The 25,823-nt window shown below is 53.5% G+C and carries 18 protein-coding genes; 11 read left to right on the forward strand and 7 right to left on the reverse strand.

Features of this window, described 5'->3' with window-relative positions:
- Positions 1–101: 101 nt before the first annotated feature.
- Both LWL52_RS00890 and LWL52_RS00895 read right to left on the reverse strand, forming a co-directional pair.
- Positions 102–1,277 carry an acyltransferase family protein gene (locus tag LWL52_RS00890; RefSeq protein WP_242916242.1) on the reverse strand — a complete coding sequence of 392 codons (1,176 nt, stop codon included), beginning with the start codon at positions 1,275–1,277 and terminating at the stop codon, positions 102–104.
- Positions 1,278–1,354: 77 nt separating this feature from the next.
- A complete protein-coding gene (locus LWL52_RS00895) occupies positions 1,355–2,542 on the reverse strand; it encodes a dipeptidase (protein ID WP_242916243.1) in 1,188 nt (395 codons plus the stop codon).
- A 245-nt stretch (positions 2,543–2,787) separates the two neighbouring features.
- On the opposite strand from LWL52_RS00895, the gene LWL52_RS00900 reads away from it, so the two are divergent.
- Together LWL52_RS00900 and LWL52_RS00905 are read left to right on the forward strand one after the other, a co-directional pair.
- Complete coding sequence (locus tag LWL52_RS00900) at positions 2,788–4,083, forward strand: serine hydrolase (protein WP_242916244.1); 1,296 nt, start codon at positions 2,788–2,790, stop codon at positions 4,081–4,083.
- 730 nt (positions 4,084–4,813) lie between these two features.
- Complete coding sequence (locus LWL52_RS00905) at positions 4,814–6,067, forward strand: serine hydrolase (protein ID WP_242916245.1); 1,254 nt, start codon at positions 4,814–4,816, stop codon at positions 6,065–6,067.
- A gap of 191 nt (positions 6,068–6,258) precedes the next feature.
- Here the strand turns inward: LWL52_RS00905 and LWL52_RS00910 are convergent, their stop codons facing one another.
- The 3 genes from LWL52_RS00910 to LWL52_RS00920 all read right to left on the reverse strand — a co-directional run bounded on the left by LWL52_RS00910 (position 6,259) and on the right by LWL52_RS00920 (position 14,216).
- The gene (locus LWL52_RS00910) at positions 6,259–7,656 is read right to left on the reverse strand and encodes a SusD/RagB family nutrient-binding outer membrane lipoprotein (RefSeq protein WP_242916246.1); all 1,398 of its coding nucleotides are present in this window, start codon (positions 7,654–7,656) and stop codon (positions 6,259–6,261) included.
- A gap of 11 nt (positions 7,657–7,667) precedes the next feature.
- Positions 7,668–10,886 carry a SusC/RagA family TonB-linked outer membrane protein gene (locus LWL52_RS00915; protein ID WP_242916247.1) on the reverse strand — a complete coding sequence of 1,073 codons (3,219 nt, stop codon included), beginning with the start codon at positions 10,884–10,886 and terminating at the stop codon, positions 7,668–7,670.
- 288 nt (positions 10,887–11,174) lie between these two features.
- Positions 11,175–14,216, reverse strand: a complete 3,042-nt coding sequence (locus LWL52_RS00920; RefSeq protein WP_437179335.1) for a serine hydrolase domain-containing protein — start codon at positions 14,214–14,216, stop codon at positions 11,175–11,177.
- Positions 14,217–14,604: 388 nt separating this feature from the next.
- Between LWL52_RS00920 and LWL52_RS00925 the strand changes: the two genes are divergently transcribed.
- The 6 genes from LWL52_RS00925 to LWL52_RS00950 all read left to right on the forward strand — a co-directional run bounded on the left by LWL52_RS00925 (position 14,605) and on the right by LWL52_RS00950 (position 22,790).
- Positions 14,605–15,594, forward strand: coding sequence for an N-acetylmuramoyl-L-alanine amidase (locus LWL52_RS00925; protein ID WP_242916248.1), 990 nt, complete (start codon positions 14,605–14,607; stop codon positions 15,592–15,594).
- Between the two features lie 405 nt (positions 15,595–15,999).
- Entirely contained in the window at positions 16,000–17,337 is a 1,338-nt protein-coding gene (locus LWL52_RS00930; protein ID WP_242916249.1) for a D-alanyl-D-alanine carboxypeptidase, read from the forward strand.
- A 123-nt stretch (positions 17,338–17,460) separates the two neighbouring features.
- Positions 17,461–18,474, forward strand: a complete 1,014-nt coding sequence (locus LWL52_RS00935) for a dipeptide epimerase (RefSeq protein WP_242916250.1) — start codon at positions 17,461–17,463, stop codon at positions 18,472–18,474.
- Entirely contained in the window at positions 18,474–19,562 is a 1,089-nt protein-coding gene (locus LWL52_RS00940) for an aminotransferase class I/II-fold pyridoxal phosphate-dependent enzyme (protein WP_242916251.1), read from the forward strand. The genes LWL52_RS00935 and LWL52_RS00940 overlap by 1 nt, the downstream gene beginning before the upstream one ends.
- A 634-nt stretch (positions 19,563–20,196) precedes the next feature.
- Complete coding sequence (locus LWL52_RS00945; RefSeq protein ID WP_242916252.1) at positions 20,197–21,459, forward strand: DUF819 family protein; 1,263 nt, start codon at positions 20,197–20,199, stop codon at positions 21,457–21,459.
- Positions 21,460–21,608: 149 nt separating this feature from the next.
- A complete protein-coding gene (locus LWL52_RS00950; protein ID WP_242916253.1) occupies positions 21,609–22,790 on the forward strand; it encodes a C40 family peptidase in 1,182 nt (393 codons plus the stop codon).
- 98 nt (positions 22,791–22,888) lie between these two features.
- On the opposite strand, the gene LWL52_RS00955 is transcribed toward LWL52_RS00950, so the two are convergent.
- Positions 22,889–23,386 (reverse strand): transporter permease, encoded by a 498-nt coding sequence (locus tag LWL52_RS00955; RefSeq protein WP_242916254.1) that lies wholly within the window; start codon positions 23,384–23,386, stop codon positions 22,889–22,891.
- Positions 23,387–23,609: 223 nt separating this feature from the next.
- On the opposite strand from LWL52_RS00955, the gene LWL52_RS00960 reads away from it, so the two are divergent.
- From LWL52_RS00960 to LWL52_RS00970, 3 genes are all read left to right on the forward strand, one after another.
- Positions 23,610–23,960 carry a hypothetical protein gene (locus LWL52_RS00960; protein ID WP_242916255.1) on the forward strand — a complete coding sequence of 117 codons (351 nt, stop codon included), beginning with the start codon at positions 23,610–23,612 and terminating at the stop codon, positions 23,958–23,960.
- A gap of 155 nt (positions 23,961–24,115) precedes the next feature.
- A complete protein-coding gene (locus tag LWL52_RS00965; RefSeq protein WP_242916256.1) occupies positions 24,116–24,343 on the forward strand; it encodes a hypothetical protein in 228 nt (75 codons plus the stop codon).
- A gap of 50 nt (positions 24,344–24,393) precedes the next feature.
- A complete protein-coding gene (locus LWL52_RS00970) occupies positions 24,394–24,885 on the forward strand; it encodes a DUF4112 domain-containing protein (protein ID WP_242916257.1) in 492 nt (163 codons plus the stop codon).
- Here LWL52_RS00970 and uvsE read toward each other — a convergent pair.
- Positions 24,880–25,779, reverse strand: coding sequence for a UV DNA damage repair endonuclease UvsE (gene uvsE, locus LWL52_RS00975; RefSeq protein ID WP_242916258.1), 900 nt, complete (start codon positions 25,777–25,779; stop codon positions 24,880–24,882). The genes LWL52_RS00970 and uvsE overlap by 6 nt on opposite strands.
- Positions 25,780–25,823 lie beyond the last annotated feature (44 nt).

Consider the following 25,823-nt stretch of genomic DNA (forward strand, 5'->3'; position numbering starts at 1 on the left):
TATACTTTCAAATATAAGGGAAAAAAGACAACCCGGGCGCATTGCTAGCAGAAATGCATCCACTGCCTGTTAGTAGCGCCCGGGCTGCCGGTAGGCTGCGGTTATACTTTGACGTAGATCTTCTTTTTATCCATGATGTAGCCGATTAGCCACATCGTGAGCATGTAGGCCAGGGCAAACAGCAGCGACGCATTTTTGCCTTCGCTCCACGTCAGGAAACCGTGCTGGTAGATCCAGCTATTGAGGCTAATTTCGCCCACTCTTATAAATGAAAGGGTTTTAATAACCAGCGCCGACATGGCAAAGATAAAGAGTGGGTTGCGGCCAAAGACCTCGAAAAAGTATGTCCATTTTTTATAGCCGGCCACTTCGATCAGCAGCATCAGCGTAGCGATCAGCAGCAGGTCCCAGCCCACCGAGTAAAGCACGTAGGAGCTTGTCCAGAGCGGCTTGTTGATGGGGAACTGCGTGTCCCATAGCAGGCCTGCGCACAGCAGCGCTACCCCGGCCAGCAGCAGTTTTGTTACCGTACTTTTGGTATTGCCCTGTTTCTGGATGAACACGCCGGCAAAGTAACCGCCGATCACGTTCACGACCGCCGGGAAAGTGCTGAACATGCCTTCCGGGTCGAAGGGAATGCCAAAGCCGTGGTACAGGTTCTGCGGTGCCAGGAACAGCAAGTCAAATTTTAGGGCGGCGTTGCCTTCCAGGCTGTAAGGGTCGGCCGCATCGCCAAAGAAATACATCGCGGCCCAGTAGCCCAGCAGCACGACCACGCTGAAAATAACAGCGCCCCTAAACCGCAGGTAATACACCACCAACGAGGCGATGCAATAGCAGATGGCGATGCGTTGCAGCACCCCGAAAATGCGCATTTCCGCAAAGTTCTTCCAGGCGTAGCCGCCCTCCGGGGTATGCACCACAAACGGGAAGAGTTGCAGGAAAACGCCGATCATAAAGATCAGGAAGGTTCGTTTAAAGACCTTTTTTAAGAAAGCTTCGTTTCCGAGCGTTTCGAACTTGCGCATGCTGAAACTCATGGCATTGCCCACCACAAACAGGAACGTAGGGAAAACAAGGTCGGTAGGGGTGAAGCCGTGCCAGGCCGCATGCGCGAAGGGAGCATAGATGTTGGCCCAGCTTCCGGGCGTATTTACTACAACCATCAGCGCGATGGTCAGGCCCCGGAGTACGTCCAGGGACAGGTAGCGCTGGGAAATGCGCGGACTAGACAAGGTGGTTACAGGCGCGGTGTTGGCCGTGAGGAGGTTAGTCATAAATAAAAGGGTGTGTAGAAATATAATCAGTTGCTGAAATTCAGGTGAAATGAAAGCAGTATACTTAATAAGTTATATCAGGAGGCAGTATTGGCCCGGAATACCCGCAGGAAGTTACCGCCCAGGATCTTTTTAATGTCTTTGGGGCTGTACCCTCTAGCCAGCAGCTCTTTGGTGATCAGCGGGAAGCTGGTCACATCGTCGAGCTGTTGCGGGGTGGAGGTGATGCCGTCAAAATCAGAGCCCAGGCCCACGTGGTCTACGCCTACCAGCTGCACAATATGATCGAGGTGGTCGAGTAGCAGCGAGAGGGGCGGGCGCAGGGCGGCAGCTTCCTGCGGGTACTTTTTGGCGGCCCAGCTCATGCGGTTGTCTCCTGACCAGTGAAGCTGCTCCAGTGAATCGAGTTCGACTTTGTGTTTGGTTTTGAATTGCTGCAGGCGCGCCTCGAAGTTGGGGTCCAGAAAGCCCGAAAAGAAGTTCAGGTCGATCACGCCGCCGTTTTTGCCGACAGCCTTTATCTGAGCATCCGTCAGGTTCCGGAAATGCGGGTTTATACCATGCACGCAGCTATGCGATACCAGCACCGGCTTGGTAGTGGTGGCCATGGCATCCCAGAAGGTTTGCTCGCCTACATGGCTCAGGTCCACCATCATGCCGAGTTTGTTCATGCGCTGCACCACCTTTTTGCCAAAGGCATTCAGCCCTTTCTTCGGATTTGGCACGGTGCCTTCGGCCTCGTCTTTCGCCGAGCTGGCCCAGGAGGTGGAGTTATTCCAGGTCAGGGTCATGTAGCGGGTGCCGCGGGCGTAGAGGGTATCCAGGTAATCGAGGTTGTCTTCTATCATGTGGCCGCCTTCCACGCCGATCATGGCGGCCAGCTTTTGTTGCTTTACGACCTGCTGCAGTTGCTGCGGCGTACGGACGAGCTGTATCTTTTCCGGGTTGCGCCGAATAATGGCATTCAGCGAGTCGATCTGGGCAAGGGCATACTTCAGTTCCTTTCCTTTACCCAGGCTTCCCTCGCTCCACACCGAAAACACCTGCACATCCACGCCTCCTTTTTTAAAGCGCGCCAGGTCCGAGTGCGTTTTGCCTGTCAGGTCTTTGCCGATGTCCAGGCCCTCCATGGTGGAGATCAGGATATCGTTGTGCGTATCGATCACGATCGCTTCCTGGTGCAGCTTTTTGTAATCCTGCGCCTGCAGGCTCGCGCTGCTGATCAGGAGAGTCGCCAGGGCGGGGAGGATGGTTGCTGCTTTCATGCGGTTTCTGCTGTTATACTAGTTTTGGGTGATTTGCTGTAAACGGTGCGCCAGCCTTCAGGAAAAGAAAAAAGGAATTACCCTGAAGCCGGAATATGCGCTTGCGCTGTAAAAGGTAGCAAAAACCTTCATTAAATCCCAAGTTCCGGTGCCTTCTTTTGCACAGCCGCACCCACGCCCGGCGCCGGGGTTGGAAATTGGTGGAAAGGACTGTATCTTAAAGGCAGAAACAACCCCAAAGCACCATGTGCCTAACCACCCGGACTCTCCGCAGCAGGCGGTCCCTGCCTGCCGGCGCCCTGCTTTTTCTGCTCCTGCTCACGGCTTTTGTGGCAGGCCCCGCCGCCGCCCAGAAACACCGGGATAAACGGCTGGTGAAGAAGATACTGAAAGCCCACCCGGCACAGTTCAAAAACATACTCCGGCATCCGGACAACTACCGGGTGCAGATCCTGTACACGCAAATAGACCGCGACGCGCAGAACCAGCCCCACTTTACGTCCTATTCCTATCGCCTGAACCCGGAAGAATATTTCTATCCGGCCAGTACGGTAAAGCTGCCGGCTGCCTTGGTGGCGCTGGAGAAGCTGAACAAACTCAACATTCCCGGCTTTACCAAGGATACGCCGCTGCAGATCGACAGCGCTTACTCACGGCAGAGCGCTGTAAAAGTTGATAGCACCTCCGAAAACCAGCTGCCCTCTGTAGCGCATTACATCAAAAAGATTTTTCTGGTGAGCGACAACGATGCCTACAACCGTTTGTATGAGTTTATCGGGCAGCGGCCGCTGAACGAAGCCCTGCATACCAAAGGCTTTCAGGACGTGAAGATCGTGCATCGCTTAAATATTTTCAGAACGCCCGACGAGAACCGCCATACTAACCCGATCACGTTTTTTGACGGTGATAAAATTGTGTACCAGCAGCCGTTGGTAAACAACCCCACGCCTTTTGAAAATAAGCTGAAAGACGCCAGACTGGGCAAGGCGCACTACCAGGGCGACAGCCTGGTGCAAGGGCCGATGGATTTTTCTGCCAAGAACTATGTTTCGGTGCAGGTGCTGCAGGATATCCTTAAAACGGTGCTGTTTCCCGAGTCGGTGCCGGCGCAGCAGCGCTTTAACCTCACGCCCGACGATTATACTTTCCTTTACAAATACATGTCGATGCTGCCCTCCGAAAGTGACTACCCCAAGTATGACCCGAAGGAGTACCCCGACAGCTATGGCAAGTTCCTGCTTTTTGGCAACAGCAAAGAGCCGCTTCCGTCCAACATCCGCATCTTTAACAAGATAGGCGATGCCTACGGCTTTATGATCGACAATGCCTATGTGGTGGATTTTGATAACAAGGTAGAGTTTATGCTCACGGCGGTAATCCTTGTAAATGAGGATCAGGTTTTTAACGACGATACGGCCGAGTATGAGGAAGTTGGCTTCCCGTTTATGGAGCACCTGGGCCAGGCCGTTTACCAGCACGAACTCAAACGCAAAAAGAAATACCTGCCCGACCTGAGTAAGTTTAAAATGGATTACCGGTAGGATGAAGGAGGGGGAGTGGGATGTTAACGCTAGTCTTCCCTTTACGAGCTTTGGCTGAAGGTTCTTTTTTGAAGTATAGGCGTTGCAGGACCGGGTCCAATCACCACCTAACCCCTCTTTGACTAAGGAGGGGAGTCTGCTATTGCTGCAGGTGAAGTATAAGCGGTGTAGGTTCTATGCAGTTGCGACAAGAGTAACTCGCTCCACACTGTCATATCGACGCAAGGAGAGATCTGTTTATATTCCTTCATGATTCTGTAGCAGATTTCTCCTCGCGTCGAAATGACAGGTTGGTTATAGTTATTGCTGGGGAGAACGCAAGTATACTTTAGCCTAAGTATAAGCAGGTTAGTTTAGGATAAAGAAAACATCCCCTACCCCCTTCAAAGGGGGACTTTGGGCTGTAAGAGAATGGAAGCTTTACGTAGTATAGTATAAGCTTCATCTCCCTTCCACCAAGATCCTTCCAGGATGACAAAACGGGAATGGCCAGGTTAAGTAAGTTTATACTGAGAATCTACGAAGCAAACCCGTGCGCCAAGTGCACCATTTGACAATTCGATGTTTGAGCGTTCAGCGAGTTTCGAATTGTCTTGATTCTTTTGCTTACTTTTCTCATCAAGGAGAAAAGGAAGGCCACGCCGGCGAGGCGAAAAGCCTCCAAAGAGTCTTGTAGCTGAAGTATAATCAGCCCTATACCTATAAAAACAATTTGACCCGACAAAACCGCATGAAACCCTCCTCCCTGTCCCTGATCATCTTTCTACTTGGAGCAGCTATTTCCGCCGCCTCCGCGCAGCAAAAAGACAGCGCCTGGCTCGAAAAGCTGCTGCGTGCGCAGGCTTCCCCGCTGCTGCAAAACGTGCTCAACAAGCCCGACACGTTTCAGTACCAGATTATCTATACCAGCATCGACCGCGACAAACACAACCGGCCGCATTTCAAACATTACTACTATAACGTAGACCGCAACCGATATTTCAACCCGGCTTCCACGGTAAAACTGCCGGCGGCCCTGGCTGCGTTGGAGAAGCTAAATAGCCTGAAGGCAACCGGCATAGATAAGTATACGTCCATGCTCACCGACAGCGCCTACAGCAGCCAGACCACCGTGCTAGCAGATTCTACTTCCGAAAACGGCCTGCCCTCTGTGGCGCATTACATTAACAAAGTGTTCCTGGTGAGCGACAACGATGCCTACAACCGCCTGTATGAGTTTGTCGGGCAGCAGCAGCTGAATGAAAGCCTGTGGCAGAAAGGCTATAAACAGGTGCGTATTACCCGCCGTTTTACCCCGATGACGGAAGAGGAGAACCGCCACACCAACCCCATCCGCTTTGTGCAGGACGGAAAACTGCTGTACGCTCAGCCAGCGGCGCACAGCAATGCGGTATTTGATTTCAGTAAAAAGGTGCAGGTTGGCAAGGCGCATTGGGATTGGGACGACAAGCTGATAAACGAGCCGATGGATTTTACGACCCACAACAACCTGCCCCTGGATGATCTGCGGCAAATCTTACAGTCGGTGCTGTTTCCGGAGTCGGTGCCGGCGCAGCAACGCTTTAACCTCACGCCCCAGGATTATGCCTTCCTCTACGAGCACATGCCCAAGCTGCCTTTCGAAAGCGCGTACCCCAGGTATGACACCACCGAATTCTTCGACAGCTATACCAAGTTCTTCATGTATAAAGCCGGCAAAAGCAAAGTGCCGGAGTATATGCGCATCTACAACAAACCGGGCTGGTCGTATGGCTTCCTGACCGATGCCGCCTATATCGCAGACCTGAAAAACAAAGTGGAATTCATGCTCTCGGCCGTGATTTACGTGAACAGCGACGGTGTGCTCAACGATGGCAAGTATGAGTATGAGGAGATCGGCTACCCGTTCTTTAAGGAGATAGGCGACATTGTGTACAAGTATGAGCTGGGAAGAAAACGTAAGTATAAACCCGATCTGAGCAGGTTTAAACCGGGGAATCTATAAGCTTTCCGGCAACCAGATTAGGCGCATGGCCTCTCTAAGACCTCGCAGTGTGCGCAGCTCCTGCGAGTGTCTGCACCGGTTAACCAGACGCTCACAGGAGCTGCGCACACTGCGAGGTCAGGTCCAAGGCAATAAAAAAGCCCCTGCTATTTTAGCAGGGGCTTTTACATTTATACTTGAGTACTGTCAGCTTAATTTACATCCCACCATACATGGCCGTAAAGGTCGTCCTGGCCGCCAAATTGCCGTTGGGTAGCCTGCTGATAGCTGGCCGTGTTGTTAAACTGCTCCTGGATAGGGTAGCCCTGGCGGGTTGGTACCTGCTTGCCACCGGGTGCGGTTAAGTTGTTCGGATAGCCTGTTCTGCGCCATTCGGCCCATGCTTCGTAGCCGTGCATGAACAAATGCACCCAGCGCTGCTCCGCGATCTGCTCGATCGCTTTGGCCGGATCGTAGGCTACCTGCGGCTGTGCCAGCAGCTCGGCAGCGCCGGTGTTGGTGCCCGTCCACTGTACTATCGACTGCTCCACGGCCAGGGCATAGTTGGCTGCTGCCTCGGCATCACCGCCGCCAATCCAGCCGCGCTTGGCCGCTTCGGCTTTGGCAAACAAGGCCTCTGCATACGTTACCAGGTATACCGGCGCATCCTGCTTCCAGATAGCATCACCCAGCAAAGAAGGGTCCTGCTGGTCGAGGCCCTCGGTTAAGCCAAGCTCCAGGCCCACATACTCGCCGGCGCCGTTTACGTTGCCGAAAACAGGCAGGCGGGGATCGTTCACCGGCTTCAGCTCGTTTACCAGCGTCTTGCTCAGGGCCCACCAGAAGCGTCCCTGGTTGGCAATCTGGTCATACCAGAAGTTCTGGTTAGCCTCGGTAGCCAGGTGTTGGAACGTCAGGTTGTCGGAGTTAGAAGCCATAATGCCGTTGGTAAGGGCTTTGTTGAACTCAGCGGCCCCTTTGGTGGCGTCTACTTCCGACAGGCGCAGGGCCATCAGCAGGTGGATGGTGTTGGCCAGCTTTTTCCATTTGGTCATGTCGCCGTTATACACCACATCATCCGGAATGTTGGTGCCCGGTACAATCGTGGCATTTGCTTCGTCGAGCAGTTGGAAAAGGTTGTTGTAAATGGATTCCTGGGTGTCGTAGGCCGGGGTAAAATTGTTCAGCCCCTGAAATGCATCGCTGTAAGGCACATCACCCCAGCGGTCAGTCATATGCCAGAAGAAATACGCTTTCAGGATCTTGGCCACAGCTACCTGGTTTACGGCCACGGTGCCACCATTCTCATTGTTTTGCTGATTTTTGAGAACAGCCTCCAGGTTCATCAGCGGGCCGGTATACAGGTTGTAAAAGTTGAAGTTCACATCCGTATAAAGCGAGGCGTTCACATATTGCGTTTCGGCCAGGTACTGGGCATAAAACTCGCCCTGGGGGGCAGAGCTTAAGCCCGGTAGGTAGAGGGTGGCATTGGCGATCAGTTGTGCGTTCGAAGCCTGGCTGGGCAGGTTCGGGTTGACGTTCATGTCATCAAAGTTGTCGCAGCTTGCCAGAAATAAGCATGTGAGCAAAAATAGATATACTTTTTTCATGTTAGCGCTGATTAGAAATTGATATTAAGATTTACCCCGTAAGAGCGCACCGTATTCAGGCCACCGGTTTCGAGCCAGCTGATGGGCGCGCTGCCGGTCGAGAGCTCGGATGGGTCCAGTCCTTTGGGGGCTTTTTGCCACAGCATGGCGGGGTTTCGGGCAATGAGGGCCACGTTCACGGCGCTGAAAGGCAGCCATGTCAGGTTGCTCTTGGCTAAGGTATAGCCCAGGCGCAGCTCCCGCAGTTTGATGTAGGAGGCATCGTAGAGCCACTCTTCGTATACATGGGTGCCCAGGGTGGTTCGGAAATACGCTTTGGCATCGACATACGTGGTAACCAGCTGGCCCGACACATCCTCGCCGTTGATGATGGTGCCCGGGGCATACATGCCCGAAACCTTCACCCCGCCGCCATCGGCTACCGCGTCGCGCACATTCTTGCCTTTGTCGTTAAGAGCGGCTGTTTCTGCGGCCTGCCCCGATTTAACGGCCAGCATACGCGACCAGCTGAAGAACTGTCCGCCCAGCTGGTAATCGATCATCACGCCCAGGCTCAGCTTGCCAAAAAGGCGGAAGTTGTTCTGGAAACCACCGGTCAGGTCCGGAAGCACGCTACCAAAGTTGTGGTTGGCATCTGTGTACAGGGGCAGGCCCTTGGCGCTCAACAGGATCGTTCCGGTTTCCGGGTCGCGCTGGTACGCTTTGCCTACCAGGCTGCCAAACGGCTGGTTCACATACGAGTTCAGGAACAAATCGACCGAGGAATAGCGGTTGCTAGCATGGTTATATACCTCCGTTCCGGGGTAAAGCTCCTTCACCATACTTTCATTTTTGTTCAGGTTGAAGGTCGCATCCCAGGTAAAGAGTTCCGAGGCAACGGGCGTTCCTGTCAGGGTCAGTTCAATACCGTGGTTTTCGATCAGGCCGGCATTTACAAAAGCAGAGTTGTAGCCGCTGGTGCCCGACAAATCCAGGTTAATGATCTGGTTCTTGTTTTTTTGCTGATAGTATGTGAAATCAACACCTAAACGGTTCTGGAAGAATTTCAGGTCGAAGCCTGCTTCGTAGGAGTGTGCAAACGAAGGCTTCAGGTTCGGATTATTGAGTGCATCCGGAATGTATAAGGAGTTGATGTTGCCGTACATACCGCCAACGTTGTAGGAGGGCGTTGTGCGGTAAGGTTCCAGGTCGGAGCCGGCCTGCGCGTAGCTCAGGCGCACCTTACCGAAAGAAAGCGGGTTCCAGGCAAGCAGCTCGCTAAACACCATGCTACCCGATACCGAAGGATACCAGTAGGAGTTGTTGGCCGCCGGCAAGCTGGAAGAAATGTCGTTTCGCAAAGAGGCATCGATAAAGTAAGTGTCTTTATACCCCAGCGAGGCCATGCCGAACATACTTCGGATCTCTTTCTGTAGCAGGTTAGAAGCAGTGGTAGGGCGGTCGATAGAAGCCTCGATATTATAGAAGCGTGGCGTGGAAAGGCCGCCTGCCGTTGCCTGGTAGAGGTATGATTTGTTAAGGTGATAGATGTTGCCGCCCAGGTTTGCATTCAACGAGAAGTCACCGAATTCTTTCGTGTACTGGCCCAGGAACTCGTAGTTCATTTCCTTGTTCTGGTATTTGCCTACACTATACCCGGGCACATACCGGCCGCCAACGGCTTCTCTGGTCTCTATATTCTGCGTGAACATATCGGAGCGCACGTGGCCGGTCAGTTTCAGCTCGGGCAGGAGCTGCCAGGTGGCACCCACATCACCAAACACGCGGTCTCTCTTATCGGAGCCATAGTTTTCGTAGGCTTCAAAGTAGGGGTTGTTCCAGTAAAGCGCGCCGAAATCCGTGATCTCGCCGGTGGTAGAGCTGGGCCGGCCCAGGTTCCAGTGCAAAAAGGTGCCATCCGGGTACTGGTAGTTTTTCATGCGCTTCATATCCACGTTGCGCTCAAACCACTGCACCAGGTTGCGCGAGCCACCATCATACCCTTGCGAAGGACGCTGGCCACTGTTATTGGCATAGTTCACGTTGGCCGAAACCGTCAGTTTTTTGGTCAGTTCCAGTGAAGAGCTCAGGCCCAGGTTATTGCGCTTGAGCCAGGTGTTGGGCTCCACCCCTTCGATGTTGGTGTTGTTATAGCTCAGGCGGAAAGTGGAGTTTTCGTTGCCGCCGGCAATTGTCACGCCGTTGTTCAGGTTATAGCCTGTCTCATAAAAATCCTTGATGTTGTCAGGATGCGGTAAAAAGGGCGTGAGCTTGCCGTATTCCGCGTCCTGTGGGTAAAAGCTGTATACCTGGCGTACCAGGGTGCCGTCCATCTTCGGGCCCCAGCTTTCGTCGTAGCTCATGTCCACGTACTTGTCGCCGTTGGGTAGCGTGCGCCAGGTCTGGCTTCCGCCGCCGCCGTAAACATCCTGCAGGGGCATAAAGTTACCTACCTTTTCAACTGAGAAGGCAGAGTTCAGCGATACCTCGATCTTCTTAGGTCCTTTAGAGCCTTTTTTGGTCGTGATCATGATTACGCCATACTGCCCCCGGATACCGTAAAGGGCCGATGCGGCAGGACCTTTGAGTACGTTCACCGATTCAATGTCTTCGGAGTTGATGTCCTGGGCCAGGTTGCCATAGTCGGCCCCGCCATAGCCGGCAAAGTTGGCATTGGAAATAGGCGTGCCATCCACTACGATCAGCGGCTGGTCATTTGTTGCGAGCGAGTTTACACCCCGGATTTTGATTTTCTGCGTGCCGCCCATACTTGCCCCGGACGAGCCGGTTACCTGCACGCCGGCTACTTTGCCAGCCAGCGACCCGATCACGTTCTGTTCTTTGGTCAGCGTCAGTTTGTCGCCGCTCACCTCCTGCGTGGCGTAGCCCAACGACCGCTCATCGCGCTCTATGCCCAGGGCGGTAACCACTACCTCGCGCAGTTGTTTGGTGTCGGTTTGCAGGCGCACGTTTATAACCGATTGGTTTGCCACCGGCACCTCCTGGGCCTGATAGCCGATAAAGCGGAATACCAGCGTGGCATTGGCATCCGTTACCCGGATCTGGTAATTGCCGTTGGCATCCGTAGAGGTGCCGAAGCTCGTGCCTTTTACAATCACACTTACGCCGGGCAGCGCCATGTCGTCCTCTGCGCCTGTGACGCTGCCACTGATACTGGTCCCCTGGGCAAAGGAAGATGTCGCCCAGCCTACCAGCAGCAGCAGAATGATTAATGTAAAGCTGTTTCTCATAATTAAGCAGATTATGTTAGTTTGCAACAATATAGTCATATATTAATAACTATAAAAGCTTCCGGCCCATTAACTTCCTGTGCCTAAGGTGGCTGCAGCTTTCTCTGCTTTTGAGCCTCCTGAAGGCCTAAAGGGTGGATGCCCGGCCAGTAGCTGGCAACAGAACCAGGCTGTTTTTAGAGCCGATACCGCTCACTGCTGCGTCTTTCTACTGATCGTATAAACAAAAAGCGCCCGCTCCAGGAAATGGAGCGGGCGCTTTTTAATAAAGGCGTCGTTATACTTACTCTACTCGATAGACAGTGCTTTGCGTTGCTGGTCAGCCTTTTTCAGGGCTTTGTAGACCACTTCGAGTACCTGCGTGCGCGTGTTCAGTTTGCTGAGCTTGTTGTTCTCGCGGGTCGGGTTTACGCGGTTCGACAGGAACACATACACCAGTTTGTTGGTCGGGTCGATCCAGGTATAGGTGCCGGTAAAGCCGGAGTGGCCAAAGCTTTCGGCAGGGGCGCTTGGCGCCGCGTTGCCGTTCGGTTCTCCCGGTTTGGCCGGCCTGTCGAATCCCAGGGCGCGGTAATTGCCCTGCGCGCAGAACTGGCACTTGCTGAACTCGCTTACGGTATGATCGGCAATTATGCGCTTGCCGCCATACGTGCCATCGTTGAGGTAGAGCTGCATGAGCTTGGCCAGGTCGTTGGCATCGCCAAACAGACCGGCGTGGCCGCTCAGGCCACCTAGCATGGCGGCGCCTTCGTCGTGCACGGTGCCGTGCAGCAGTTGCTTCCTGAAAAGCGTATCAACCTCGGTGGGCACAATCCGCGACAGCGGGTATTGCTTGTAGGGGTTAAAGGTGAGCGTGGTAGCGCCTATCGGCTCGTAAATGTTCTCTTTCAGGTAGGTCTCGAACCCAACGCCGGTAATATTCTGCACCACCAGTGGGGCAAGTATAAACGAGAGGTCGCTGTAAACGTAGCCCGGCTTGTCGTTCAGCGGCGATTCCTTTATCTGCTCGTAAATCTTGTCGGCGTACTTGCGGTGGATGTACAGGTTATTAGCCACTTTCAGCGGGTAGTGGGCCGATGAATCGGCTTTGAACGTATGGCGCTTAAATTTGCCGTTTTCCTTTACCGTTTCTTTCCAGAACGGGATCCAGGCTTTCAACCGGGCCTGGTGCGTGAGGATATCGCGGTATTTGAGGTTCTCCTTGTTCGAGCCTTCCATCAGGGGCAGGTAGTGGCCCAGCGTCTGGTCCACATCAAAGCGGCCTTCGCCTTTGAGCTTCATAAAGGCCGCCAGCGAGGTGCTGATCTTGGTCACGGAGGCCATGTCGTAGAGGTCGGTGTTCTGCACCGGCACCTGGTTGTCGTAAGTATGATACCCGAATGATTTGTAGTAGATCACCTTGCCGTCTTTGGCGACCAGCACCTGCGCGCCGGGCGTGGCTTGCTCCGCGATGGCCTGCGCTACCAGCGAGTCGATGCCAGTCAGGTCTTCCGATTTAAGGCCAACCGCTTCGGGCGTAGTATAGGCAAAGCGCAGGCCGCCATTCGTAGTCAGGCCGTCGCCATACTTAAAGGCATTGCTCACCGTAACCGGCAGCTTTCCTTTGGCACCGATACCGCCGAAGATGAGCTGCGAGGCCAGGTCCTGCGTCAGGCTGTTTTCCTGGTAGGTGGCAATTACGGCAGCTGCTTTATCAATGCCCTCCAGTTTGGCCAGGCTGTATACGTTGCCGAAGTCGGCTACCAGCGTAGGCTGCGCCAGGATGAGGTCTTTCAGGAACAAATTCATTTCTGGGGTGATGCCGAAGGTGCCGCTGCCCGCTTTTAGCTGTAACTTATGCACGCCGGCAATCACCAGGTTATAGTTTTTGAGCTGCTGCTGCAGTAACGCCAACTCGGCGATGGTTGCGTTTGGTGCCAGGTAAAAGTTGGTTACATTGGTATAGCGTGCCAGGCCGCGCTGGAAGTCTGTTTCAGCGGTGGTGCCAATGGCCAGGGCCGCCACTTTCAGGGTGTCCAGCGTTTGGATAGGCAGGATGTTTTGCTTGTTGCGCAGCAGCGTCACCGACTCCTCTACCAGGCGGTGGTTCAGGTACTGGGCATGCGGGTTGTTGAGGTCGGCCACCAGGTGCTCGGTTTCGATCGGCTGCCACTTGTCCAGGCCCACCCATTGTTTGGCGGCCAGTACCTTGCGGCAGCGGGCATCAATCTCTGCCTGTGTGATCTCTTTGTTCTTGATGGCTTTTTTTATCTCCTGGATGGTGGTTTTTACATCCATTGTGTTGAGCAGCACATCGTTTCCGGCCAGCAGCGCTTTCACATCCACCACGCCCGGCGGGTAGAATTTGGCGACGCCCTGCATGTTCAGCGCATCGGTAAAGACCAATCCTTTAAAGCCCAGTTCGCCTTTCAGCAGGTCCGTTACGATGGGTTTGGAAAGGGTAGAAGCCAGGTTAGGCGTATTGTCCAGCACCGGGATGTTCATGTGCGCCACCATCACGCTGCCCAGGCCATGGGCCATCAGTTCGCGGAAGGGGTATAGCTCGGTCGAGTCGAGGCGGTTGCGGGAAAAGTCGAGGAGCGGCAGGCCCAGGTGCGAGTCTACGTTGGTGTCGCCGTGGCCCGGAAAATGCTTGGCACTGGCCAGCACGTGCTGATCCTGCATGCCTTTCATGTACGCCAATGATTTTTTGGTGACGTTATACTTGTCTTCGCTGAAAGAGCGGAAGCCGATCACGGGGTTGTTGGCATTGTTGTTCACGTCCACTACCGGGGCAAAGTTTACATGAATGCCCATGCGCTTGCACTGGCGGGCAATCTCGGCGCCCATCTCATAGATCAGCTTTTCGTCTTCCAGGCCGCCCAGCGCCATCTGGTACGGAAAACGCATGGTGCTGTCCAGGCGCATGCCCAGTCCCCATTCACCGTCCAGCGTCACCATCAGCGGCACTTTGCTTTCGCGCTGGTAGCGGTTGGTCATCTTGGCCTGTCGCACCGGGCCGCCCTGGAAAAAGATCAGCCCGCCCACTTTGTAGGTGGTGATCAGGTTGCTGATCGAGTCGATGTGCGCCTGGTTTTTGTTGGAGTACACCGGGATCATGATCAGCTGCGCGATGCGCTCATCGGGCGTCAGGGAGTAGAACACCGAATCAACCCAATGTGGATCAGCGTTCAGGAACGGCGGGTCGGTTTCAGAATTAAAAACAGGGGCTGCCACCTTTTTAGGGGCGGTTTTCTGTGTTTTGCTGCGTTTAGTCTGCGCCAGCAGGTTGCTTGTGGCCAGCATCGACAGGAGGATGAAGGCGAGGGTGAGGAAAGGGTGTTTTTTCAATGGATCTGATTGTTAACGAATAGCAGATAGTGCAATATAGTGAAATAGCAGGATTTGTCTTTTTATTTGCGGGTAATTTTTGAAATCCTGCAAATAAAAGCAATATTGGAAAGGCGTTTCAGGTCGCGCTTTCTCCTGAACCCGTAATTGCCCAGTTGCAATATACGGGTTTTGAAGCTGGTAGCCCCTGCTGGTGGAGCGATCCCGGAAAAGCGAAGACAGACCGATTCATACTTTAGATAATTAGTTTGCTATATTTAGTGGTGCAAGCAGAAAGCACGCCACACTTACAACAGCAACAGCCACACAGTGGCATTTAGTATAAAAACACAGCAGGTTCTCTGGCCGCTACCCGCTGCAGGAGCCTTTTTTCAGAAAGAATAACACAATGAAGCGATTTTTACCTCAGTTATCATTATTAGTTGTGGCCGGTATGGTTATCGCTTCGTGCGCTACAAACCCGTATGCCGCTACCAACCGCTCTTATAAAAAGCAGGCGCGGGCGTATGCCAAAAACCTGCGCACCATTCCGCCTGCTGCAACGGCCGGGGCAACCTATCAGCAAGGTGATTACTGGGTGGGCACCACCAACTTTAACATGCGTAAGCCTAACTTTGTGGTCATCCACCACACCGCCCAGGACTCTACGGGCCAGACGCTGCGCACCTTTACGTTGCCCCGTACGCAGGTGAGCGCCCATTACGTGATCGGGCGCGACGGCAAAGTATACCACATGCTTAACGACAACTTGCGGGCCTGGCATGGGGGCTCCGGCAGCTGGGGTAACAACAACGACCTCAACTCGTCGTCTATCGGCATCGAGCTCGATAACAATGGCTTCGAGCCTTTTTCTGATGAGCAGATCACCAGCCTTTTGCTTGTACTGGCCAGGCTGAAGAAAGACTACCACATTCCAGCGGCCAACTTTATCGGCCACTCCGACATTGCGCCTACCCGCAAAAACGACCCAAACCGAACGTTCCCCTGGAAAAAGCTGGCCGATAATGGCTTTGGGCTCTGGTACGATGCCGGCCTCCTGGACAGCACAGTCACCCCAAATGCGGCCGGTTACGCTGACAGCACCCTGGCGCTAAACATTACGCTGGTTCCGGACAGCACCGCCGTGCAAACCATCATTTCGGTGCAGGACAGCGTGTTTATCCATACCAACGCCGTGCAGGACAAGGCCCACGTGCAGGTGCGCATACAGGACCCCATTGCGCCCCGTGAGGCCCTGCGCATTATCGGCTACGATACAAAAGACATGAAAGCGGCCATCAAGGCCTTTAAGCTGCACTTTATACAAACAGACATTAGCGACACGCTGACCGAAACAGACAAAAAGGTGCTGTTCAATCTTTATAAAAAGTATTTGTAAGCAAGTATATATCAGGGACGAATGCAAATCAGCTGCCCTCGCTTGCCTCCGGCAAGTGTGCGCTATACTTGGGCCTCTGGCCGCTGGATAATAAAGTGAAGCAGGATGCCTGAAAAGAACGCACAGTCTCCGAAGGCAGGCGAGGGAAAGGTATAAGAAGGAAAGATTACCCGGTTTGTCATCCTGAAAGGATCTTGTTAGCAAGTCGCCAAAGTGGCCGCTATACTTCATCAGCATACTTTCAGGATGACAAAAAGAGAACAGGATAAGTATCGGAAGCAAGTAGGAAGCGATGAATCAAATCCGATATGTGCAGCAGGAGTGTGGTGGCGGAAGTATAAGAAAGTCTAATAGCTAAAGTCTAAAAATCCGGCGCCCATCACCCGGCGCCTAACAACTAAAACCATGAGCAACTTCCGGTACCTGTTATTAAGTATAAGCCTGCTGTTGCTGGGCGCCTGCGCTACGTCCAGAAAAGCGCCTGAAGCCGCGGGCGCTGTGCCTTACGGCCCGGCCGAAATTGCCCGTCAGATCATGGCTTCGGAAGAACGGACGCACGATTTTATTGGGTTTGCCCTCTATGACCCGGAGCTGGATTCGATGGTGGTGGCTCATCATGCCGACAAGTATTTTGTTCCCGCCTCCAACACCAAGCTGTTTACATTTTATGCTTCGCTCAAAATGCTGGGCGATTCCATCCCGGCGCTTAAGTATGCGGTGCATGGCGATTCGTTACTGTTCTGGGGCACAGGCGACCCCATCTTTACCCACATGGATGTGAAGAACACGGCAGCCTATTCGTTTCTGAAGAACCGCCCCGAAAAGCTATACTATATCCAGGCGCCTTATACCAGCACACCGTTTGCCACCAACTGGGGCTGGGACGATTACAATTATTACTACCAGCCGGAGCGGAACGTGTTTCCCATCCATGGCAACATCGTGAAATTCACGCGTAAGGATAGCGCACAATACACCACCACGCCTGCCTACTTTAAGCGCCTGGTGAAAGTTGATACCACTACCAATGCCAACGGCGATGCGTTTGTGCGCGCCTGGCGAACCAATGATTTTACCTTTTACCCCAAGCTGGCCAAAGCCAATTTTTCGGTGGAAGTGCCCTTTATCACCTCGCCTGCGCTCACAGTGGCGTTGCTGGCCGATACCTTAAAGCGCCCGGTAAAGCTGGTGACGCGAAGTATACCGCAGAACGGGAAGACATTTTATGGCCTGCCTGCCGATACGGTGTACAAGCGCATGCTGCAGGTAAGCGACAACCTGTTGGCCGAGCAACTAATGGCGCTTTGCTCGGGCACCATCTCCGACACGCTGGCGGTGGAGAAAGGGATACAATACGCGCTGGAACATTACCTCAACGACCTGCCGGACAAGCCCATTTGGATAGATGGCTCGGGCCTCTCGAGCATGGACATGTTCACGCCACGCGATATCATCGTTTTGCTGCAAAAGCTGCTGCAGGAGAGGCCCAAAGAGCGCCTGTTTCCGATGCTGGCGGCCGGCGGCCAGCCGGGTACTTTCCGGAATATCTACAAAGCCAATGTGCCCTTCGTTTTTGGTAAGTCAGGAACGCTGGCGCATGTGCACAACCAGAGCGGCTACATTATCACCAAAAGCGGAAAGCTGTTGCTTTTCAGCTTTATGAACAACAATTTTCCTGTCTCCTCTTCCGCCATCCGCGACGAAATGGTGCGCATCATGACGGATGTGCATGAGAAGTATTAAGTTTATACTTTGCCGGATAAGCACCCGAAGATAGCAGCACAAACTATAAAACCAGAAAAGGTAAGCGCCGGCAGAAGTATAATTTAGCTAAAGAACCGTTTCAAAGAAACAACCTATACTATAATGAAACTAACCATCCGTTCGTTCGACCTGCCGCTGCGGCACACCTTCACCATTTCCTACGACTCGCGCGATGTGCAGGAAACGCTGATCGTGGAGCTGGAGCACGACGGGCATAAAGGCTACGGCGAGGCTACCAGCAACCCGTACTACAAGTTCACCATCCAGTGTATGACGGCGGCCCTGGAAAGCATCCGGGAGCAGATCGAAACAACAGAACTGACCTCGCCGGAAGCATTCTGGGCACAGATGCAGCCGCTGCTGGCCGATAATCCGTTTGCACTTTGTGCCCTCGATATGGCGGCCAACGATCTCTACGGCAAGCTGCAGGGCAAGCCGCTCTACAAGCTTTGGGGCCTAGATGCTGCTACCATGCCCATCACAGATTATACCATCGGCATCGACACCATCGACAACATGGTGAAGAAATTGCAGGAGCAGCCCTGGCCACTTTACAAGATAAAACTGGGTACGCCCAACGATGTGGCCATTGTAAAGGCGTTGCGCAAGCACACCGATGCCGTGTTTAGGGTAGATGCCAACTGCGCCTGGGGCGTGGAAGAAACCATCGAGAACTCGAAACAGCTAAAGCCGCTGGGCGTGCAGTTTATTGAGCAGCCCATGCGGGCCGACGATATGGAAGGCATGAAGCAGGTATATGCGCACTCCGCCCTCCCGCTCATTGCCGACGAAAGCTGTATTACGGAAGCCGATGTTGCTAAATGCCACGGCCATTTTCATGGTGTCAACGTCAAGCTGGTAAAGTGCGGCGGACTGACACCCGCGCGCCGTATGATTGCTGAAGCCAAAAAGCTGGGCATGAAAACGATGGTCGGTTGCATGACCGAATCGAGTGTCGGTATTTCTGCTATTGCGCAGCTGCTGCCTATGCTGGATTACGTGGACATGGACGGCGCTTTGCTGCTGAGCAAGGATATCGCCTCGGGCGTAACCATTGACTTCGGTAAAGTGACCTACAGCCCAGTAAACGGAACCGGCGCGACGCTGCTTGCCTGATGATCGACCCGGAGCGCATCACTGCCGATCAGTTGCCCGGCCGCACGCTTTGCGTGAACGGCGCGGAGTTCCTGTTTTGCAGCGGCACGTCATACCTGGGCATTTCGCGTAGCGAGGCCTTTCAACAAAGCCTGCTGGCGGGATTTGAGCGTTATGGCACCAACTATTCGAGCTCGCGCAATTCTAACCTGCAGCTGCAGGTGTTTACCGAGGCAGAGGATTTCCTGGCGAGCTATACCGGCGCAGAAGCCGCGCTCACCATGTCGTCGGGTTATCTGGCCGGGCAGCTGGTGGTGCAAACGCTGCAAAACGAAGGACGCTTTTTGTATGCGCCCGGCACGCATCCGGCCCTGTGGCGAAGTATGGCCGATGCGCCCTATGCCAGTGTCCCCTTTGACGAATGGGTGAACCTAATGCTGCAGCAGGCGCCAGCGTTGCCAGAGCGGCAGCTTATACTTGTATGTAACTCGCTGGATCCGCTTAAGGCGCAAAACTATTCGTTCGACTGGGTTAATAAACTGCCCCGTGAAAAGCAGATCACGCTGATCGTGGACGATTCGCATGGCTTTGGCGTAACCGGCGAGAACGGTGCAGGCATTTACCCGCAGCTGCGCGGTTTGCAAGGTATACGGCTGGTGGTGGTGAGTTCTTTTGGCAAAGCCTTTGGCATTCCGGCGGGGCTTATACTTGGCGACAGGCAGCTGATCACGCAGCTTCGGGCCAGTTCGTGTTTCGGTGGGGCGTCGCCGGCGATACCGGCTTACCTGTATGCATTTCTGCACAGCCAGCAGCTCTTTGAAGCCGCCCGGGAAAAGCTGTTTTCAAACATCCTATACTTCCGGAAGCGCCTGCAGCAACCGGAACTGTTCCGTTTTTTTGAGGCGTATCCGGTCTTTTATACTTCCGAGGAGGCCCTGAGCTCTTACCTGCTGCAAAACCAGGTGCTTATTTCCAGCTTCCGCTACCCCACGCCGGCCGATGCACCCATTACGCGCGTTATCCTCAACAGCCTGCACACAACTGCAGATCTGGACAGGCTAACAGAGTTGATCAATGGGTATGGGGCTGGTAAGGAGCGGCTTGGATGACAAAAGGGAAAGTGGCTGCTTTGAAAGTATAAGTATTGTGGCTTTTGTGGATGTTTAACACCTCCCCACCCTCCTCGAGGAGGGAATTCTGTAATTACTACTTGGGAAGTATAAGCGCTGTAGTTTTGGATTGAACAGCTTGCTCACAAGATCCTTTCAGGATGACAAGAGGTGGGGAAGTGGTAATTTTATCTGAATCAGGATTTATAGAATTATGGGATAAGCAGGATTATACTTGAATTCTTTCCTGTAAGCTATGCAGCAGACACTTTAGCCAAGTGCAGTATTTGACGATTTTTTGTTTGAGCGTCAGCGAGCTCAAAATCGTCTTGATTCTTTTGCTTACGGGGGTAGGGGCCCTCTATTTTTCTCATCAAGGAGAAAAGGAAGGCCCAGCCGGCGAGGCGAAAAGCCAGCAAAGAATCAAGTAATACAAAGTTGTTATAACAATGGCAGGTATAAAGATACCCACCATCCAATACCGGTCATCATGAGGCTTTTAGCTCAGCGAAGTCAGCGACTTCACACCACAAAAAGACACAAGTTTGAAAACTTGCGCCAGGAATGAATAATAAAATAGATATTTTAGAGCACCAATAAACCATTACTTTAAACCAACCCTTACCAACCCATCATGGAGCAACAAGCCCCTGAACCATTACCCCTGATCACCAACGATGCCGTCGTACTCGGTATACTTGTCATTATTCTGGCGCTCATCTTCAAGACCGCTGCCAGCGAGAGGCCTTTCTTTAAAAAGTTTTACAGTGTAGTGCCTTCGCTGCTGCTGTGCTACCTGATACCAAGTCTTTTAAACTCTTTCGGAGTTATTTCCGGCGAGCATTCGGGCTTGTACCAGATGGCCTCGCGCTACCTGCTGCCGGCCAGTTTGGTGCTGTTCACCATCAGCCTCGACCTGAAAGAGATCTGGAAACTACGCCACAAAGCCGGCCTGATGTTTATTACCGGAACTGTAGGCGTGGTGATTGGCGGTCCGCTGGCGATCCTGATCGTATCATCGTTTGCCCCCGGCATCGTAGGCGGGCAGGGGCCGGATGCGGTATGGCGCGGCTTATCCACCATTGCCGGCAGCTGGATCGGCGGTGGCGCAAACCAGCTGGCCATGTATGAGGTGTTCAAACCCAATCCCAATCTTTTCTCAGCCGTAATTGCTGTGGACGTGATCGTGGCCAATATCTGGATGGCGGTGCTCTTGTATGGCGTGGGCATCTCGGATAAAATAGACCGCTTTTTTAAGGCCGATAAATCCACGATCATCGAACTGAAAGAAAAGGTAGAAGCATACAGGCTCAGCATTATGCGCATCCCCACTTTAACCGATATGATGATGATTGTGGGCATAGGGCTGGGAGTAACGGGTGCCGCACATTTCCTGGCCGACCTGATCGCTCCCTGGATCGCAGTACACGCCCCGTACCTGGAGCAATTCAGTTTAACGTCCGGGTTCTTCTGGCTGGTGGTGCTGGCCACAACCTTCGGCATGCTGCTATCCTTTACCCGGGCACGTGAGTTGGAAGGGGCAGGCGCCTCACGCATTGGCAGTTTATTTTTATACATTCTGGTGGCGACCATTGGCATGCAGATGGATGTCTCGGCTGTGTTCAGCAACCCGGGCCTGTTTTTGGTGGGCTTGATCTGGATCATTATTCATATGCTATTGCTGGTGCTGATGGCCAAACTCATTAAAGCGCCGTTCTTCTTTCTGGCGGTGGGCAGCCAGGCCAATATCGGCGGGGCGGCTTCGGCCCCCATCGTGGCGGCCGCCTTCCATCCGGCGCTAGCGCCTGTGGGCGTGTTGCTGGCTATACTTGGCTATGGCATTGGTACTTATGGTGCATATATCTGTGGCCTGCTGATGCAACAGGTAGCACCCTGATAACCTGGTACCCGGGAGCAGCACGCTTCCCTAGAAGCGAAACTAAAGTATAAATCAAGTATGTTTAATGACAGAGAGTAGAAAGGAGCTGCAGCCTGCCTTAACCTTTTGCCTACTCTCCATCACCTTTTCACCAAGTCACCATGATCATGCGGAAAGCTTTTTTAATTTTTCTCCTGCCCTTGCTGGCAGCCTGTGCCGGCACCAAAACCGGAACAACGGCATCGACCGCCCCAACGGCTTTGCAAGCGGAAGTAGACGCCATCCGTCAGGAATTTGCCCCGGATAAACGTACGGCTTTGTTCCAGGTGGAGCTGCACAACCAGGTGCTTGCCGGCGAAACCAATCTGCCGGCTGCCAAGGCTGCTTTGCTGCAGCGCCTGCAGGCGGCCAAGATTTCCTTTGTGGATAGCATCCGGGTGTTACCCGAACCCGAACTGAAAGGACAGGAATATGCAGTGGTAACTATTTCGGTAGCTAACCTGCGCTCCCAGCCCAAGCACTCGGCCGAGCTGGCCACACAGGCAACCATGGGCACCCCGGTAAAGGTATGGAAAGAAGAAGGCGGCTGGTACCTGGTGCAAACGCCCGATCAGTACCTGGCCTGGGTAGATGACGGCGGCATTACGCTGCTCAGCAGCACCCGCTTTGCAGACTGGCAGAAAGGCGATAAATTGATCTACACGCATCCGTACGGCTTTGCTTACGGCAGTGCCAGTGCCGCCGGCGGCACGATATCGGATTTGGTGTACGGCGATGTGATGGTGCTCAAAAAGGAGGAAAAAGATTTTTACGAAGTGCAGTTTCCGGACGGTCGTAGTGCGTATGTGGCGAAAGCCGAAGCTACCGGCTATAAAAACTGGCTGGCCAGCCGGCAGCCTACCGAAAACAACCTGGTGCAGACGAGCAAAAGCCTGCTGGGCCTGCCGTACCTGTGGGGTGGCACCTCGTTTAAAGGCGTAGACTGCAGCGGCTTTACCAAAACCGTATACTTTATGAACGGCCTGGTACTGCCCCGCGACGCCTCGCAGCAGGTGCACATCGGAGAGCTGGTCGATACCTCTAAGGGCTGGCAGAACATGCGCCCCGGCGACCTGCTTTTCTTTGGCGTTCCGGCAAAAGACGGCAAGCCCGAGCGCGTGGTGCACGTGGGCATGTGGATAGGTGGCAACCAGGAATTCATTCACTCCTCGGGGCTGGTACACATCAGCAGCATGAACCCCGAAGCTCCTAATTATGATCCGGGGCAGCTCAAGCGTTTTCTGCGTGCCAAACATATTACGCCCGAAGAAACGCTGCTGGACCTGCGCACCGCCTCGCTGTATGAATAAGCATTAATAGCGTGTGTAGCGCGTTAAAAAGCCCCGGCCAAGTATAGCTCGTCTATACTTGGCCGGGGCTTTTAGCTTGTAAAGGCGGCAGGCGTCGTTTATGGGAGCTTCTTAAACTCGTGCCGGATCACTACTTTGGCGGCAGTTCTGGTTTGGGTGCTGTCCTGGTAGCTTTGGTTCTCAAAACTGTCTTCCCACGTCATGGTAGCAGGCGAAACAGCCGTGATCGTGGTATGAGAGGTGCCGCCGCCACTTTGGGTAAAGGTAATGCGGGTCATGTCTTTGGTATCGGTTAAGACAAACGTCATGGATTGCAAGGTTTTCTGGCTGCTGGTCGAGTCGTTCGTGAACTGGGTGGAATCCAGCACAATGGCCAGGTTATTGTCTTTGATCTTATACACCAGGCTGTCGGGCGAGCCGGCGCTTTCAAAAACCAGCGTGCCTGCGGCGTCATAATAGCGTTGCTGGATGGCGGTGTTTAACCAGGCGCCCTGCAGTTGGGCCACCACGTTAGGGTTGATTGTTTCCGTGCTGTCCTGGCACCCGAACAGGAGCAGTGCGGCGGATAGGAGTGGAGTCAGAAACAATTTTTTCATAAGAAAGAGTCTGTTTTAAGGCGGCAGCTTATGCCGGAATAATAAGTTAAAGATAGCAAATATACGGGCACCAAACAGCGTTAGTCAAAAGATTAAAGCAGCACACCCGGCAAACGGTGTTTGTTTTGTATCTAATAAAGTATCTTTGGAAAGTATAGCGAAACCCTATTTTTCTGGCACAATTTTTAAGCAGTCAGAAGTATTCACCTACACCCTTACAAGTATGAGATTTAATTTGACAAAGGCCTTGTTGCTGCTGGCCCTGACGGTAACATTTGCATCCTGTTCCTCTTCTAAAAAACAGCCTACCCGCACGTCGCGCTCAGGCCGCGTAATTGTGTTGGAAGACCGAAAGCAGGTGCGCGTGGAAAACGGGCGCCACGACAACGGCAAACACAAAGGCTGGTATAAAAATCCGAACAACCCGCATCACCCCAGCCACAACAAGGGCAAAGGCCAGAACACGACCGTGATCATACACAACGAGGATCAGCGCAGCAGCTACCAGCGCGAGGATCATGACAAAAAAGAAAAAGGAAAAGGACATCACGGCAAAAAAGGCAAGAAGCACTAAGCTCAGTAACGCATAAACTCCCGGAGAGCTGCCCAGGTACACACCCGCCTGGCAGCTCTCTTTTTGTTTAAAAGCATATTATTTTAACTTTATAACTAATTAGTTATACTTTATGAGCGTAATTGCGTTAACGCCCCTTAAACAAAGTATAACACATGAACCTGTCTAAACACATCCTGCTGGTCCTGATCGTGGGCGCCCTTGCTGTTTCCTGCTCGCCGACGCGCGGCAAAAAAGCAATTGTCGTAGATGATGACGGCCGAAGCATGCGCTTCGATAACGGCCACCGGCAAAGCCGCGACAAAAGCTGGAACAGCACCAAGAGCACCGGTAAGCGGCAAAAGCAGCGCGACAAGGCCTTTAAAAAGCGGCGACGAAACTAGCGCCTGCCCCGGAAGTATACCTCTGGCCTGCCACAGCCGTATAAGCGCTTATGGCTAACTCAAACATGCATTATACCCGCACCGCGCAGTCAGAGAAGCTGAAGTGGGTAGACCATATTTCGCACCTGATGGACAGCCAGTTCCGGTTGCCCGGCACTAATTTCCGTTTCGGGCTGGACCCTATTCTGGGGCTGTTGCCCTTTGCCGGCGACCTGGCTTCTTTCGGCGTTTCGGCTATGCTGATCGTGACCATGGCCCGCCATGGCGCCAGCGGCAAGCTGGTGGCGCTCATGCTGGTAAATGTCGCCCTCGATACGCTTATCGGCAGTATTCCCATACTTGGTAACATCTTCGACTTTGCCTACAAAGCCAACGACCGAAATGTGCGCCTCTTGCGGCGGCATTACGAAGAAGGCAAGTACCAGGGCAGCGGCAAAGGCGTTATTGCAGGCGTGCTGATCGGGCTGGTGGTGTTGCTCGTATTCTTAGCCTGGAGCCTCTGGCAGATGGCAGAGTGGGCGTATCACCTGCTTACCTCATAAAGCCAGGCGGCCCATGGCTCCGGCCAGTTGCACGGCTTTTAAGGCGCTTTCTTCCTTGTCTTTTATTTCCAGCATGATGTCCATGTCCAGGCCTTCTGTTTCTGCCAGAAAGTCGTGGAAGAGCTGCTCCTGTATACTTTGCACGTGCTTGCCTTTGCGCTCATTAGGTGCCTGCGAGCTATAGTCCATCATCAGGATACCATCGCGTCCGGCCTGCCAGGTAGAAGCGGCCATTTGCACGGCCTCCCGCATAGGCTCCCCGTTATTCACGCACTCGTGGTGGAAGTTATCAAAGATGATGGGCACGCCGGTCAGTTGGTGCAGTTGCAGGCAGTCCTGCAAGGTATAGGTGCGGTCGTCGTTCTCTACGCAGAGGCGTGCTTTTACGGCATCGGGCAGCATCGTATGGTATACCTGGGCAAAGCGTTCCATAGCTGCCGGTTTGTCTCCGTAAGCGCCGCCGCCATGTATCTGCAGTTTGGCCGTCGTGTCCAGCCCCATCAGATCAAGCACGGTGCCCTGGTATACCAGCTCGGCAATGCTATTTTTAACGGTCTGTTCGTTTGGTGAGTTGAGCACCACAAACTGGTCGGGGTGCATAGAGATGCGCAGGTTATTTCTTTTGATGTAATCGCCCAGGCGCTGGAACGTCATCTTGAAATGCTCCTGCCAGTTATAGGTATTGACCGCATGCGAGGCAAACGGCACCAGGTCGGAGGTAAGGCGGAAGAACAGCAGGCCATGCTGCACGTTGTACTCGAGGATGCGGCGCAGGCAGGCCAGGTTCTGCGCTACGGTGTCGATGAGGCGCTCTTCGGAGTAAGAAGCAAGCCGGAAGGTGCGGGAGGAGCTACAGTCCAGCGTTTGGTTGATACAGGGATAGCCGATCTTCATGCGTTGTAAGTATGGTTGCTACCCATAACCTACGCAGCGCCGCA

Origin of the sequence: Pontibacter liquoris, from assembly GCF_022758235.1 — a bacterium.
GTDB lineage: Bacteria > Bacteroidota > Bacteroidia > Cytophagales > Hymenobacteraceae > Pontibacter > Pontibacter liquoris.